Here is a 15,424-nt window from a genome sequence, read left to right on the forward strand (position 1 = left end):
TTTTGTACTCTCTTTTGCTATGATTACGCGCCTCTAAACGACAGATGCTGCTTTTCCGACGATAACAACATCCCCTTTGACGACTGTGACGCTGGAGACCTCCCCCTGCCATGGCTGATAGTGCTTTGATCGCAACCCTCACCCAACGCCTTGCCGAGCGCATCCTGATTCTGGACGGTGGCATGGGCACCATGCTGCAGAACGCCCAGTTGAGCGAGGAGGATTTTCGTGGCGAGCGGTTTCGCGACTGGCCCTCGGATCTTAAAGGCAATAATGATCTGCTCGCACTCACCTGTCCCGATGTGGTCACGCGTATTCACCGCGACTACTTAGAGGCCGGTGCGGACATTATCGAGACCAACACCTTTAATAGCACCCAGTTATCGCAGTCTGATTACGACATGGAACCGCTGGTGGTTGAACTCAACCGCGAGTCGGCACGTCTGGCGCGTGAGGTGTGTGATGCAGTGGCCGCCGAAACCGGCATCCCCCGCTATGTCGCCGGTGTGTTAGGCCCCACCTCGCGCACCGCGTCGCTATCGCCGGATGTCAACGACCCGGCTAAGCGTAACGTTACCTTTGACGAGCTGCGCGAGAATTACTACGAAGCCGCCGAGGCGCTTATCGCTGGCGGCGCCGATATGATCATGATCGAAACCATTTTCGATACGCTTAACGCCAAGGCCGCGATCTACGCCCTGGAAGAGCTGTTCGATGATCGCGGCGAACGCCTGCCGGTAATGATCTCCGGCACTATTACCGACGCCTCAGGGCGAACCCTATCAGGTCAAACCACTGAAGCTTTCTGGAACTCGGTACGCCACGCCCAGCCGCTGTCGGTGGGTTTGAACTGTGCTTTGGGCGCCGAAGAATTGCGCCCCTATTTAGAAGAGCTCGCCACCAAGGCTGATACCTTTGTTTCAGCGCACCCCAATGCGGGCCTGCCCAACGAATTTGGCGAGTACGACCAAACACCCGAGGAAATGTCCGAGATCGTCAGCGAGTTTGCCGCCAGCGGATTGGTCAATATTATCGGCGGCTGCTGTGGCTCAACCCCCGAGCATATTCGCGCGATTGCCGATTCTGTCCGTGATATGGCGCCACGGGTAATTCCTGAGCGCAACCACGCCTGCCGCTTATCCGGGCTTGAACCGTTTAATATTCAAGCTGACTCGCTGTTTGTCAACGTCGGTGAGCGTACCAATGTGACCGGCTCGGCGCGCTTCAAACGCTTGGTTGTGGAGGAGGACTTCACTACCGCCTTGGAAGTCGCACTGGAGCAGGTAGAGAACGGCGCCCAGATTATCGACATCAATATGGACGAGGGCATGCTCGAGTCCAAGGAAGCCATGGAGCGCTTCCTTAACTTGATCGCCGGCGAGCCAGATATCGCCCGGGTACCGATTATGATCGACTCCTCCAAGTGGGAGATCATTGAAGCGGGCCTAAAGTGCGTTCAGGGCAAAGCGGTGGTGAACTCCATCTCGCTTAAAGAAGGCGAAGATGCCTTCCGCGAACAGGCAACCAAGTGCCGCCGCTTTGGTGCGGCTATCGTGGTGATGGCGTTTGATGAAGATGGCCAGGCCGATACTTTTGCCCGCAAAACCGAAATCTGCCAGCGTGCTTACCGGCTGCTGGTCGATGAAATTGGCTTTCCTGCCGAAGACATCATCTTTGATCCGAATATTTTTGCCATCGCTACCGGTATTGAAGAGCATAATAACTACGCGGTCGATTTTATCGAAGCGACACAGTGGATTCGCGACAACCTCCCCCATGCGATGATTTCCGGCGGCGTGTCTAACGTCTCGTTCTCGTTCCGCGGTAACAACCCGGTACGCGAAGCGATTCACTCGGCGTTTCTTTACCACGCCATTCGCGCTGGCCTCACTATGGGTATTGTCAATGCGGGCCAGCTCGCCGTATACGACGACCTGCCAGCCGAGCTACGCGAAGCGGTTGAAGACGTGGTGCTCAACCGGCGCAGCGATGGCACCGAGCGGCTGCTGGATATTGCCGATAAATATAAAGGCGACGGCAGCGGCGCGGCCAAGAAAGAAGACCTGGAGTGGCGCAGTTGGCCAGTTAACAAGCGCATTCAGCATGCGCTGGTGAAAGGCATTACGGTACATATCGAAGATGACACCGAACAGGCCCGCGCTGAGGCAGAGCGCCCCATTGAGGTCATCGAAGGCCCGCTAATGGACGGCATGAACGTGGTCGGCGATCTGTTCGGCGATGGTAAGATGTTTCTGCCCCAGGTGGTCAAATCGGCGCGGGTAATGAAGCAGGCCGTGGCTTACTTGATTCCCTATATCGAAGCCGAGAAGAGCGAAGAGACTAAGGCCAAAGGCAAAATTGTCATGGCCACGGTCAAAGGCGACGTGCATGACATCGGTAAAAATATCGTCGGCGTGGTCTTACAGTGTAATAACTACGAAGTGATCGATCTTGGCGTGATGGTCGCCGCAGATAAAATCTTACAGGCCGCCAAAGACCATAACGCCGACATCATTGGCCTTTCCGGGCTGATTACCCCGTCGTTAGACGAGATGGTGCACGTGGCCAAAGAGATGCAGCGTCGTGGGATGGATCTACCGCTGCTGATTGGCGGCGCGACCACCTCGAAAGCGCATACCGCGGTCAAAATTGAACCCCAGTACGAACACCCGGTGATTTACGTCACCGATGCCTCCCGCGCCGTGGGCGTGGCGGGCCGATTGCTGGCGCCCAGCCAAAAAACCGCCTACGTGACGGAAATTCGCGAAGAGTATGCGAAAGTGCGCGAACGTAATGCTAAACGCCGACCCAAAGCAGCGGATTTGGACTATACCCAGGCGCGTAAGCGGCGTTTCCGCACCGACTGGAGCGTCCACACCCCCGCCGAGCCCAATATGCTGGGGCTGAAAACCTTCGATGATTACGACCTCGAAGAGTTGATCGAGCGCATCGACTGGACGCCCTTCTTCATGAGCTGGCAGCTAGCGGGCAAGTACCCCAAAATACTTGACGATAAGGTGGTTGGCGAGGCCGCTCGCAGTCTGTTTGACGATGCCAAGCTGATGCTGCGCAAGCTGGTTGAAGAGAAGCGCGTTCAGGCACGCGGCGTTATTGGTCTGTGGCCCGCCAACAGCGTCGACGATGACGTGATCGAGGTGTACGCCGACGAATCGCGTAGCGAAGTTGTCGAACGCCTCTTCCATATTCGTCAGCAGACAACCAAAGGCCGCGACGGCATTTGCTACAGTCTCGCCGATTTTATTGCCCCCAAAGACAGCGGCAAAGCCGACTGGATTGGCGGCTTTGCGGTCACCACCGGCCACGGTGTCCATGAACTTTCCAAAGCCTACGAGGCGGCAGGCGATGACTATAACGCCATTATGGTGCAGGCGTTGACAGACCGATTGGCGGAAGCCTTTGCCGAACGTATGCACGAACGGGTGCGTAAAGAGTTCTGGGGCTACGTGCCCGATGAAACACTGGACAATGACTCACTGATTGCCGAGAAATATCAGGGCATTCGTCCGGCACCTGGCTACCCCGCTTGCCCGGATCACACCGAGAAAGCCACGCTATTCCGGCTGCTGGATGCCACTGAAAATACCGGCCTGGCATTGACCGAAAACTTTGCCATGTGGCCTGCAGCGGCGGTTTCTGGTTGGTACTTCGCTCATCCGCAGTCAAAGTACTTTTCGACGGGAAAAATTACCCGCGACCAAGTCGAGGTTATTGCCGAGCGCAAGCAAATGCCGCTCGAAGAAATGGAGCGCTGGCTGGCACCGGTTCTGTCCTACGACCCGAGCTAATTGATGCCGTTTGTCGCCGGTCGTCATGGCAAGGTTGTGCGCTTGGCCTTACCCATCATGTTGGGCATGCTGTCGCAAAGCATGCTCAATTTGGTCGATGCTGCATTAGTGGGGCATCTAGGCGAGGTAGCGCTGGCTGGGGTCGGTGTGGGCGGTTATGTCATGTTTATGCTCACTGCCTTAGTGTTTGGGCTCTCCTCCAGCGTGCAGGCGCAAACGGCCCAGCGTATTGGGGCTTGCCAAGATAGCGCTCAACCCTTGCGGTCAGGGCTGTTTATCGGTCTTCTGGTTGCCCTGCCGCTGTCGCTCTGGGCGTGGTGGCAAGCGCCACAGCTAATTGGCTTGATTACCCAAACCGATGACGTTCAACGCGTAGCCGTTGACTATTTTCGTTGGCGGGTAGTCTCACTAACATCTATTGCGCTCACGCTATGCTTTCGCGGTTACTGGAACGGGCGTCAGCAGACCCAGCTCTATTTGCGCATTATCGTCGCGGTACACCTGCTGAATGTGTTGCTCAGTACTGGCTTAATCTACGGTCTTGCGGGTCTGCCGGCCATGGGCGCAAGTGGCGCAGGCGCTGGCACAATGTTGTCACTGTTGGTCGGTCTGATTGTGTGGTGCTGGATGAGTATGAAACGTCTTCCTATCCCGTCTTTGTTGACTCAGCTACCACACCTAGCCACGCTGCGCACTACCTTGGCGCTTGCTATTCCGCACTCAATGCAGCAGTTTTTATTTGCATCGGGCTACGCGGTACTATTCTGGCTATTAAGTCAGCTGGGCACAGCGAGCGTGGCGGTTGGCCATGTACTCATCAATTTATCATTGCTGCTTATATTGCCTGGGGTGGGAGTCGGCGTTGCCGCCATGAGCTTGGTGGGGGAAGCGTTAGGCCGGGATGCGCAGCACGAAGCCCACCGCTGGGGCATGGATGCACTGCGGGTGGCTTGGCTACTGCTGCTTGTGTTGGCACTGCCCATGCTGATAATGCCCGAGCCGATACTCGGCCTTTTTTTCAGCGGCCGTGAGCTCATAGTGTTGGGCAAACTGCCGCTGCAGCTAACCGGCGCGATGATTGTGCTCGATGCAGCAGCGTTGGTGCTGGCTCAAGCTCTGATGGGCGCTGGCGCGCAGCGCACGGTGATGGCATTAACCTTAGGGATGCAGTGGCTGCTTTTTTTACCCTTCGCGTGGTGGGTGGGGATCGACTTAGAACACGGCTTGCTGGGTATTTGGCTAATGCAGCTGCTTTACCGCTTGATAAACTCAGCCGGTTTTATATGGGTATGGCAGCGCCGCCGTTGGCTAGTAGCCCGACAGGCTGTCGGCAGTTTTTAATCAGCCGTTAAGGCTGTAAAATATGCTTTAAATAGCTTTTAGAAATAAAAAGATAATTATATATTCTTTTGTAGAATATGACACCCGCGTTAAAGTATCGCTATATTAACGTCCGTCTCAACGTGACCATTTCGCTTTTAGCAGGATCGTGCCCCATGTACCGTTATGATATTCACGACCAAACTTTGGTTGATGAGCGTGTCGCTCAGTTCCGTGACCAAATGGAACGCTACCGCGCCGGGCGTTTGGGAGAGGAAGAATTCCGCCCCTTACGGTTGCAAAACGGCCTCTATATTCAACGCCATGCGCCCATGCTGCGTATTGCGATTCCTTACGGCATGTTGGCGGGTAATCAGCTACGTGCCTTGGCTGAGATCACTCGCCGCTACGACCGCGGCTACGGCCACTTTACCACCCGGCAGAATCTACAGTTGAACTGGCCAGCCATTGAAGACGTACCGGATATTTTGGCCGACCTGGCCAAAGTACAGATGCACGCCATTCAAACCAGCGGCAACTGCATTCGCAACACGACCAGCGACCAGTTTGCGGGTATTGCCAACGATGAGGTGGAAGACCCACGCCCCTGGTGCGAATTAATCCGCCAGTGGTCTACCATGCACCCTGAATTCGCCTATTTGCCTCGCAAGTTCAAAATTGCCGTGAGCGGTGCCGCTCAGGATCGTGCAGCTATTCAAGTGCATGATATTGGCCTGCGTTTTTGGTATAACGCCGACGGTGAGCTGCGCATTAAAGTGTTGGCCGGTGGCGGTCTAGGCCGCACGCCGATGATTGGCGATGTGGTGCGCGAAGATCTGCCATGGCAGCATCTACTCACCTATCTGGAAGCCTGTGTTCGGGTCTATAACCAGTTCGGGCGTCGGGATAACAAGTTCAAAGCGCGGATTAAGATTTTGGTAAAAGCGCTGGGGATTGACGAGTTCCGCCGCCGGGTCGATGAAGAGTGGGCTCACCTCAAAGATGGCCCGCAGACACTCAACCAGGCAGCGGTTGATGCGGCTAAAGGCCATTTCCCCGAGCCTGACCGTCGCCCGGTGGAGGCGTCCGCAACGGACGACTTTGACCGCCTACGCGCGGAAAACCGCAGCTTTGCACGTTTTGTGACGAACAACGTCACCGATCACAAGGTACCCGGTTACAAAGCTGTGACACTGTCGCTTAAACGCCGCGAGCATGCCCCTGGCGATGTGACGGCGGACCAGATGGACGCCGTAGCTGATTTGGCGGATCGCTATAGCTTTGGCGAAGTGCGCGTTACCCACGAGCAGAACCTAGTGCTTTCAGACGTACCGGTCGACGAGCTTGAAGAGCTATGGAAAGATCTTGATGCGCTAGGAATGGCCAACCCCACCGTAGGCACGCTCAACGATATTATTTGCTGCCCCGGCGGTGACTACTGCAGCTTGGCCAATGCGGTGTCGATTCCCATTGCCCAGGCACTGCAGGAGCGTTTTGAAGATTTAGACTTCTTGTATGATCTTGGCCCGCTGGACCTGAATATTTCCGGCTGCATGAATGCCTGTGGGCACCACCACGTTGGTCACATCGGCATTTTAGGTGTTGATAAAAAAGGTGAAGAGTTCTATCAGATCTCGATTGGCGGTAACTCCACCGACGATGCGTCACTGGGTAAAATTCTCGGCCCATCTTTTTTCCGCTCTGACGTGCCGGATGTCGTCGAAAAAGTATTGGAAGTCTACGTCGCCCAGCGCCATGAAGATGAGCGCTTCTTAGACACTTACCGCCGTATTGGCCTAAAACCCTTTAAGGAGCGTGTCTATGCCTAATAAGACCACGACCAGCGAGACGCCAACTGAAGCGGTTGAACAGACGCCGGTGCACGTTGACCATCTGATTGCCAACGGCGAGCTAGCGACAGAGAACGCCTGGTGTGTTTCTTATGACGCCGACAACCTACCCGAACAGCGCCCGGCGTTCGTACCGCTGGCGCTGTGGCAAGCCAATCAGGATGACGCTGAACTGGCACCGCTATTGACCAGCGATACGGCGCTAAACGCCGAGCTAGCCGCTGAAGTCAGTCAATCGCCAGCTATCGCCGTTGACTTCCCCGCTTTCACCGACGGGCGTGGCTATACCATTGCCCGCCTGCTGCGCGAGCGCTACGGCTATAAGGGTGAAGTACGCGCGGTGGGTGATGTGCTGGTCGATCAACTGGAATATATGCGTCGCTGTGGTTTTACCACCATGGCGCTGCGCGACGACCAGCATCCTGAAGATGCTTTACGCGCGTTAAGTTTTATCAGTGTTCGCTACCAACCCGATGTGGAAGAGCGCCAGGCACTGTTTGAACGCCGCTTAGCGGCTAAAAACTAGCGCCGAATGGAAGACCCGTAGCAACAGATCGCAGTAACAGCCCGCATTAACATAGAGGGCAGCTTCGGCTGCCCTTTTCCATTATTGAATCAAGGCTTTACCCACGTCGCTTCTGTTGGCGTTCGCGGTTATTGGCTTTGGCGCGATCGCTTTTGCGTAGCATCACCCAAGTAGCGCCTAGCCCGCCTTCGGATGGCTGCGCGGAGACATACGCCTGTACTTCCTCAAACTGGCTGAGCCACTTGGCTAGATAGGAACGCAATACGTTGGCGGGGCTATCGATTTCACGCCCACGACCATGAACAATCAGTACCGAGCGTAAATCATGGGCATAGGCTTCCTGAATAAACGGAAATAGCAGGCGGCGGCACTCACTCAGTGGGCGCCGCAGCAGGTGAAGCTGCGACTGAACGCTATAGCCACCGTGCTTTAATTTATCCACGACGCCTTGCTGAATACCCTCGCGGCGATACTCCATTGGGTCAAAAGGGGGCAGCAGATCGACAAAGTCGTCGGAAAGAAAGTTACGTGACCCCATCTCTTCTTCTGCCCAATCACGCCTGGCCAGCTGGGCTTCAGAGGGGTTTTTACGACGGGAAGAAGGGTCTGCGCGGTTACTCGGCGGTAGTGGCTTAACATCGCCGACTAAAGCACGAAAATCACTATCATCACGAAGCGGCTGATTCATTGCAGGCTCCTCCGGCAAGGTGTCGTTACATCCTAGCAAACCCAGATAGTTTGCTTAAGCCTATTAAATAAGTCGATAACATTAAGCTTGTCATCAACTGTTACGCGCGCCAAGCTAAGCAACCACTCCCCCCTCTTTTTACCATTGCGAGGCGCCCAGGATTGATTAAAACGGTTTTAAAACGTCTTTTTATTTTAAGCGCTGTGGGGCTACTCAGCCTAGCCGGGTGGCTCTGGTTAACCATGTTAAGCCCTTGGTTTTATGACCGCCCTGATGAGCTCCCCGCTATCGAACAGCGCATCCATCATGTATTTGTCTACGGGACGCTGCGCTTCGCGCCAGTACGACTGGTCGTTATGGGCAGTCTTGGCGAGCCGGAAGAAGCCGTGTTGGAAGGCTATCAGCGTAATGGGCTCGACTTATCACCGCAGCCAAATAGTCGCGTAGAGGGCTTAAGGTTGCGTGTGGATGCCGACGAGCTTGCTCGCCTTGACCGCTACGAACGCCTGGGTATCCGCTATGAGCGAGTTGAAAAGGCCCTCAGCGATGGGACAACCGCCTGGGTCTACGTGCGACTGCCGAAAGCAGAAAGTGCGTTCTTCCCATACACAGAGTTGCCGATAGCTCTGGTACCATAGAGGCTAATATTAACCATGTTTGCGTTGGCTGTATTTACCTAAGCCATTTGCCCAAGCCGCTTTTAATAGCTCCCCGTTCAGGAAACCTTATGAGTGATATGACCCCTTACGTTTTGATCCTCTACTATTCACGCTCAGGCGCTACCGCAACCATGGCTCAACAGATCGCCGCTGGGGTAGAAAGCGTGGCTGGCATTCAAGCGCGCTTACGCACGGTGGCGCCGGTTTCCGCTACCTGTGAAGCGGTTGAACCGGAAATTCCTGAAGAGGGTGCGGTTTACGCTGACTTAGACGACCTGCGTCACTGCGCTGCGCTAGCGCTGGGCAGTCCTACGCGGTTTGGCAATATGGCCGCACCGTTGAAGTATTTTCTCGACTCCACCAGCAGCTTATGGATGAACGGGGCGTTGATTGACAAGCCGGCCTGTGCGTTTACGTCCACTGCGAGCATCCACGGCGGCCAGGAAAGCACCCTACTGACGATGCTAGTCCCTTTGCTGCATCATGGCATGGTCTACGCAGGCGTTCCCTATAGTGAAACCACGCTACTGGAGACGCGAAGCGGCGGCACACCCTACGGCGTTAGTCATTTGGCAGGGCCGCGCAGTGACCGCTCAGTCGATGATCACGAACGCACCCTATGCGTTGCTCAAGGTAAACGACTTGCACGACTCGCTTTGGCGCTCCATGCCATGCGTCAGGAGGCAGTATGAGGCAGTGGCTGGAGGATGTAGAAGAACGTCACGGGATTGATACGCTTACGCTAAGGAGTCGGCAGCTGGTATTAGCCAGCTACGTCATCTTGCTACTACTGGTTATATATCGCGGCTTTTTAGTGCAAGGCGAAGACTTCAACTGGCGACCTGTGGTGGCGTTTGTGCTCCCGCTGGTGCTGTTTTTACCCTCAATCATAGGTAAACGCGCTCGCGGCCATGCTTGGCTAGCGTTCGTCAGCCTGCTCTATTTTACGCAAGGCGTAATGTTGGTGACCCTGCCTGGACAAGGTATTCGCGGCCTTCTAGAGGCGAGTATCTCGCTTGCGCTATTCACCGGCTGTATGGGCTATGCGCGTTTTCGTAGCCGACAGTTACGACAATAATCAGGTTTTAAAACCAAAGCCACAGTACGACGCCAACAGCAATTAACAGGATACCCAACGCGCGCAAATGCAGCGTAGAAGCCTTTAACGGTTCGCGAAGGGTATCGACTGGCTGTTGGCGAAAACGTTTGGTGCCTATCAACATCGCCGTCAGCAACGGTTCTCCAAGCAGGCGATGAACGACCACCCCAACTAAATGCAAACCTACTAAAATGAGTAGCAAATCGCTATTTAGTTGGTGCAACGATCTTAATTGGCTGCTGATATTTTGACCCAATAAACCATATAGCGGGCCTTGGAAAAAAATATCGTCGCTCAAAAACAGGCCGCTGATCGCCTGGAAGGTCAAGGAAAGCAGTAAAATCAGCACCATCCACCCACCGAGCGGGTTATGGCTCGCATAGGCATTTGCTTGGCGCTTTAGCAGTGTTTTGGAATAAGCGATGGTGTCATCGACGGGATATATAAAAGTGCTGAACCGCGCGTAGACACTGCCCAGCACGCCCCATAGCCAGCGAAAGACAAGCAGACCAAGAACCAAGTAACCCGCTTGAGCGTGAGCCTCAATGGGAAATAAAAAAGGCAGTCCACTGGTTTTGGTTGTATAAAAAGAAACCAACACCGCGGCCACCAAGCCCCAGTGGAACACGCGAACCCAACCATCCCACACATCAATAGCTAGTTTAGCCTTGTACATAGCCATACCCCTTATTGGCAATGGTGGGAGAGTTTCGCATTTATTCAGGCTTTCTCATAGAATGCATTACAGCAAGGGGTGTATTGGCTAGAATAAAAGGAGCTAAATAATGTACGACGCACCCGCTGACGACGGTGACTTGAGCTTTATCGTTAGACCAGCGACCATGGCTGGAAACTCAAGGGGAAGCATTCAATGACACGCAACATAGCCGACATTCGGCGTGATTATGAAGGTGGCAGACTAGAAGAGTCTCAAGCACCCGACGATCCATTCGAGTTATTCGATGAGTGGTTCACTCTTGCGCTGGAAAATGAAGGCAAAGACGCCAACGCGATGACGCTTTCCAGTGTTGACAGCCAAGGGAAGCCCCATGCCAGGGTGGTGCTGTTAAAAGGTTTCGATGAGCACGGTATGGTGTTCTTCACCAACTACCATAGCCATAAGGGTAGCGAGCTAAGCAATGTACCCTACGCTGCGATGACATTTTGGTGGCCTTCGCTTTCACGCCAAATACGTATCGAAGGCCCCGTCGAGAAAGTATCAGAGGCGGAGTCAGATGATTACTTTGCCAGCCGCCCGCGCGGCAGCCAACTGGGCGCGTGGATTGCCACGCAAAGCGTGGTTATTCCCAACCGCAACTGGATTGAAGAGCGTCAAAAGCGCTTTGAAAGAGCCTATAACGGCCAGGATATCCCGCGCCCAATTCACTGGGGCGGATATCGAGTTATCCCAGAAATGATCGAATTTTGGCAGGGCCAGCCCAGCAGACTCCACGACCGACTGCGTTATGAGCGTCGCGACGGTGGCGAGTGGGGCCTATTCCGGATAGCGCCATAACGTCAAAATAAACATCGCGGCATGACAAACATCAGTCACTTTTTGAGGCTTGCCCACCCAGGCAGGCCTCTTGGCTGGAACGATGCAAAGGGCAGTCATTGAAAAAGATGGTTATTGAGAGGAATGCTGATTAAAGAGATAGTTAACCAGACAGCGTTAGTCAGGTAGGCTTTCAAGCCGGTGCCGTTGCCATTCGCTTTCCGGCTCATTTAAGCGCATGACGGCGTCAATGACCTGCTCTTCCATGTTGTAACGGCACTTAAAACCCAAGTGCTTCATCAATGCTCGCATGGGGTGATTATCAACCATAATTTTGCCAATCATTTCCAACGTGCCGATATGGGTGCAGTAATCAATCATTTTCTTCATTAACAGGCTACCGATCCCCAACCCCTGCATATCATCGCGAATAATCACCGAAAACTCGGTTCGAATATTGTCAGCATCGTTCCATACCCGCACTACCCCCAGCATTTCTTTGATGCCATCGTCGCCCAAATATTCAGCAATAAAGGCCATTTGACGGTCATAATTAATATGCGACAGGTTCGATAAATCGCGCTGAGTCAGGTCGGATTTATTGTGAAAGTAGCGAAAACGGATGCTCTCTTCCGAGAGTTGGCGATGGAAGGTGGTAATCAGGTGCGCATCTTCGGCACGAATAGGCCTCACCTCAACCTGCCAGCCGTTCTTGAGCGTTACCCACTCTCTGAGTTCTTCAGGATACGGCATGATGGCAAAGCGCGCGGGCGTACCTAGATCCATGGCGAAATCAACCGCCACCATCCCCTCACGGTTGAGGATCAAAGGATTGACTTCTAAGCCGCGTAAATCGCCTAAATCTGTTGCCATTTGCGAGAGTTTTACCAACATTTGACACAGATGCTGGATATCATGTTCAGGGTCGGCTGAGTGTTCGCGAATTAATGAAGCGGCATGGGTTCTACCCACGACATCTTCCGCCAGACTCATATTGAGCGGCGGTAGCGCTACCTGTCGATCAGCTAATACATTGACCTTATACCCACCGATACCGAACACAATCAGTGGACCGAAGACCGGGTCGCGGGTAATGCCCGCGCAAATCTGCATCGAATGTTTACCGCGCTGCATGGGCTGTAAGCAGTATTCGCGAATAGCGTACTCAGGGAATTTTTCAGCCACTTTTTCGCCCAGCTCGCGCACCCCATTCGCCACCTGCTCAGGGGTTTCCAAATCCTGGAGCAACCCTGCCGAGATTTTATGCGGATGCTTGCGGTAGCGATAAGGCCGACAATTGCCTTCATGGACGACCTTAAGCGCTTTGCTGCCAGAAATTTCTGCTGCTCGCTCAAAAGCTTCTTCGGGGTCTTTTAAATAGATGCTCGGCGCCGTGTTAATACCATACGCTTCAAGTACCTGAGCCGTTTCCGAATGGGTTAAGGTTTGTCTGCCCCGCGCTTTTGCCTGCTTAATTAGTGCACGGCACTGGGCGCGTATTTCGGGACTCGTTGTGAACGGCAAACTAGGTGGGATTTCTTGTAACAGCGCCTGAACACGCTGGTAAATCACCATGTGCATAAACGCCTTAACGGCTTTTTCTGGTGAAATATAGGTCGGAATCCCCGCTAAATTGCAGGCATGTCGCGCATTGAGCGCCTCTTTTAAGCCCATCCAGCTGGTTAGCAGGTTGCGGCGGAACTTCTTGCGGTTATCAATCAGCGCCTGGGCAGTCACCAATGACGGCGCCATTCGGGTCGGTGCGTGTACCACCAGCACCGCATCCACGTTGGCATCGGCGGCAACGATCTCAAGCGCTTGGACAAACCGTTCGGGCGAGGCGTTACCGCCAAGATCCACCGGGTTCTCGCCCGGCTTACTCATATCGACTTCGCTACGATGCAGTGCTGCCTGGGTTTCGGCGCTGAACTCGGCTAGTTTGCCGCCCGCGCTAATCAGTTTATCGATAGCCAGCATGGCAGGCCCTAACCCGTTAGACACAATGGCCAGACGGTCACCCTTTAGCGGTTTCATCCGCGAGAGTGTTTCCAGCGCATCGAGTAGTTCGTCGGAGTCGTCAACGCGCACAACGCCCGCCCGAGCAAAGGCGGCATCAAACACCACATCTCGGTTGGCAATGCCAGGCGTAGGCGCCATCCCGGAAATGTCCGATTCCGGCGTGCGACCGCTCTTAATCGCCAACACCAAGCGATTACGCGAGGCATCGCGTACTGCGGTCATAAAGTGCTGAGCGTCGCTGATTCGCTCAAGGTGCAACATAATCGCCTGAGCGGGCGAAAACTGATTCACATAATCGATTAAATCTGGCAACAGCACATCCACGCTGTCGCCGACGGTAATCAGATGCGAAAAGCCTACATCGCGCCCCGCCGCCCAATCGATCATGCCATTGGCGAGCATCCCAGACTGCCCGAGATAGGCAACGCGGCCTGCTTTTACCGGCTGGCTGGCGTAAGAGGCATTGAGCTTTTTACCCGGCACGATCAGTCCCATACATTCCGGGCCCAGTACGCGTATTCCCGACATCCGCGCGGCACTCAGCATCCGTTCACGGATCGAACCTTTATTGCCTTTGTCGCGGTCCAAGTAGGCGCCACCGGAAAGCACCAGCGCCGCTTTGACACCGTACTCACCGAGCTTTTTAATCAGGCCAGGGACGCCTTCTATGGGTGAGCAGACAACGGCTAAGTCGGGCACTTCAGGCAACTCGCTGACACGGCTAAAACAAGGCGCACCGAAGACTTCCGAATAGCCTTTAAGGTTGACGGCCCAAAGCGACCCTTTAAAGCCGCCTTCCTGAATATTTCGCAACACAAGGCCACCCAGCGAAGCGGGCTTTTCAGAGGCGCCAAACACCGCTAGTGTGCGAGGTTCGAAAAAATGGTGCAAAAAGCGCGTGCTCACAGATGAGTCTCCCCTGACATTAATAGCGGCTGTACGACTTATTGACACTGTCGCACAGGGCATGGAGGCGATTAAGGTGACACCTATAACAATGGAGCGTTGGAATGATTACCGCCTACCTTACTCACCCAGCTTGCTCATTGCATTATATGGGCCCCGAGCATCCTGAAAATCCTCAGCGTCTGGAGGCCATTCGCGCTCGCCTATCGCTCTCAGGCTTATTACAGCAGACCATGCAGGCAGATGCCAAGGAAGCCTGTGAAGACGCATTAGCTAGAGTACACCCCTTGCGCCACCTACGCGCTCTGGATAAGTGCGTGCCCACCGAGGGCATCGTCACACTGGATAGCGATACCTTAATGAACCCTGATAGCTTGCAAGCCGCACGGGTCGCAGCGGGAGCGGTGATTCGTGGGGTAGATCAGGTTTTCAAGCACCAAGCGGATAACGTCTTCTGTGCCGTTAGGCCGCCCGGCCACCATGCCGAAGCCAGCGATGCGATGGGGTTCTGTTTTTACAACAATATCGCCGTTGGTGCGGCCCATGCGCGGGCAAAGTATGGTGCCAAGCGCATTGCCATTCTCGATTTTGACGTGCACCAGTGCAACGGTACGATTGATATTTTCAAAAATGACCCTGGCGTGCTGATCTGTACCAGCTTTCAGTACCCATTTTACCCATGGCGCTATCTGCGCAGCGAGTGGCAAAATGTGGTCAACACGCCCTTGGAAGTGGGTACCGATGGGCCTGAGTTCCGGCGCATTGTCGAAAACCACTGGCTACCTGCCTTGCATGCCTTTAAGCCGGATTTAGTAATGATATCAGCAGGTTTTGACGCTCATCGCGACGACCCCATGGGGGATATCTGCTTAGAAGATGAAGACTTCTATTGGGTTACCCACTTGGCCATGGAAATTGCTACGCTTTACGCCGATAACCGTATTGTCTCGGTGCTGGAAGGTGGCTATAACCCTAAATCGCTGGCAACTGGCGTAGAAGCACACCTAAAAGCCCTTTTGGGCCTGCCTTTTGGTGAAGTACCTTAGGCTTTTTAGG

At 54.3% G+C, this 15,424-nt stretch carries 12 protein-coding genes; 9 read left to right on the forward strand and 3 right to left on the reverse strand.

Going from position 1 to position 15,424, the window contains the following annotated elements; translation table 11 throughout:
- The first annotated feature begins 110 nt into the window (after nt 1-110).
- The 4 genes from metH (at nt 111) to RZA33_RS03445 (ending at nt 7,502) form a co-directional block, all read left to right on the forward strand.
- Nucleotides 111-3,806: a methionine synthase gene (gene metH, locus RZA33_RS03430; RefSeq protein WP_317506444.1), complete on the forward strand. Its 3,696-nt coding sequence runs from the start codon at nt 111-113 to the stop codon at nt 3,804-3,806.
- 3 nt (nt 3,807-3,809) lie between these two features.
- Complete coding sequence (locus tag RZA33_RS03435; RefSeq protein WP_317506445.1) at nt 3,810-5,147, forward strand: MATE family efflux transporter; 1,338 nt, start codon at nt 3,810-3,812, stop codon at nt 5,145-5,147.
- 155 nt (nt 5,148-5,302) lie between these two features.
- On the forward strand, nt 5,303-6,955 hold the full coding sequence (locus RZA33_RS03440; RefSeq protein WP_317506446.1) for a nitrite/sulfite reductase: 1,653 nt from the start codon (nt 5,303-5,305) through the stop codon (nt 6,953-6,955).
- The gene (locus tag RZA33_RS03445) at nt 6,948-7,502 is read left to right on the forward strand and encodes a DUF934 domain-containing protein (RefSeq protein WP_317506447.1); all 555 of its coding nucleotides are present in this window, start codon (nt 6,948-6,950) and stop codon (nt 7,500-7,502) included. Before RZA33_RS03440 ends, RZA33_RS03445 begins: the two co-directional genes overlap by 8 nt.
- A 97-nt stretch (nt 7,503-7,599) precedes the next feature.
- Here the strand turns inward: RZA33_RS03445 and smrA are convergent, their stop codons facing one another.
- Nucleotides 7,600-8,190, reverse strand: a complete 591-nt coding sequence (gene smrA / locus RZA33_RS03450; RefSeq protein WP_317506448.1) for a DNA endonuclease SmrA — start codon at nt 8,188-8,190, stop codon at nt 7,600-7,602.
- Nucleotides 8,191-8,351: 161 nt separating this feature from the next.
- Here smrA and RZA33_RS03455 point away from each other — a divergent pair, with 161 nt between their 5' ends.
- From RZA33_RS03455 to RZA33_RS03465, 3 genes are all read left to right on the forward strand, one after another.
- The gene (locus tag RZA33_RS03455; protein WP_317506449.1) at nt 8,352-8,828 is read left to right on the forward strand and encodes a gamma-glutamylcyclotransferase family protein; all 477 of its coding nucleotides are present in this window, start codon (nt 8,352-8,354) and stop codon (nt 8,826-8,828) included.
- Nucleotides 8,829-8,917: 89 nt separating this feature from the next.
- Nucleotides 8,918-9,541, forward strand: coding sequence for an NAD(P)H:quinone oxidoreductase (gene wrbA, locus RZA33_RS03460; protein ID WP_317506450.1), 624 nt, complete (start codon nt 8,918-8,920; stop codon nt 9,539-9,541).
- On the forward strand, nt 9,538-9,927 hold the full coding sequence (locus tag RZA33_RS03465; RefSeq protein ID WP_317506451.1) for a DUF2069 domain-containing protein: 390 nt from the start codon (nt 9,538-9,540) through the stop codon (nt 9,925-9,927). Before wrbA ends, RZA33_RS03465 begins: the two co-directional genes overlap by 4 nt.
- A 7-nt stretch (nt 9,928-9,934) precedes the next feature.
- Here RZA33_RS03465 and RZA33_RS03470 read toward each other — a convergent pair whose 3' ends face one another.
- A complete protein-coding gene (locus tag RZA33_RS03470) occupies nt 9,935-10,624 on the reverse strand; it encodes a cytochrome b/b6 domain-containing protein (protein WP_317506452.1) in 690 nt (229 codons plus the stop codon).
- Between the two features lie 195 nt (nt 10,625-10,819).
- Between RZA33_RS03470 and pdxH the strand changes: the two genes are divergently transcribed.
- Nucleotides 10,820-11,464 carry a pyridoxamine 5'-phosphate oxidase gene (gene pdxH / locus RZA33_RS03475; RefSeq protein WP_317506453.1) on the forward strand — a complete coding sequence of 215 codons (645 nt, stop codon included), beginning with the start codon at nt 10,820-10,822 and terminating at the stop codon, nt 11,462-11,464.
- Between the two features lie 156 nt (nt 11,465-11,620).
- Here the strand turns inward: pdxH and RZA33_RS03480 are convergent, their stop codons facing one another.
- On the reverse strand, nt 11,621-14,368 hold the full coding sequence (locus RZA33_RS03480; protein ID WP_317506454.1) for a bifunctional acetate--CoA ligase family protein/GNAT family N-acetyltransferase: 2,748 nt from the start codon (nt 14,366-14,368) through the stop codon (nt 11,621-11,623).
- Between the two features lie 104 nt (nt 14,369-14,472).
- Between RZA33_RS03480 and RZA33_RS03485 the strand changes: the two genes are divergently transcribed.
- Nucleotides 14,473-15,414, forward strand: coding sequence for a histone deacetylase family protein (locus tag RZA33_RS03485; protein ID WP_317506455.1), 942 nt, complete (start codon nt 14,473-14,475; stop codon nt 15,412-15,414).
- Nucleotides 15,415-15,424: the final 10 nt, after the last annotated feature.

This window comes from Halovibrio sp. HP20-59, assembly GCF_033052795.2.
Classification (GTDB): Bacteria; Pseudomonadota; Gammaproteobacteria; order Pseudomonadales; family Halomonadaceae; genus Vreelandella.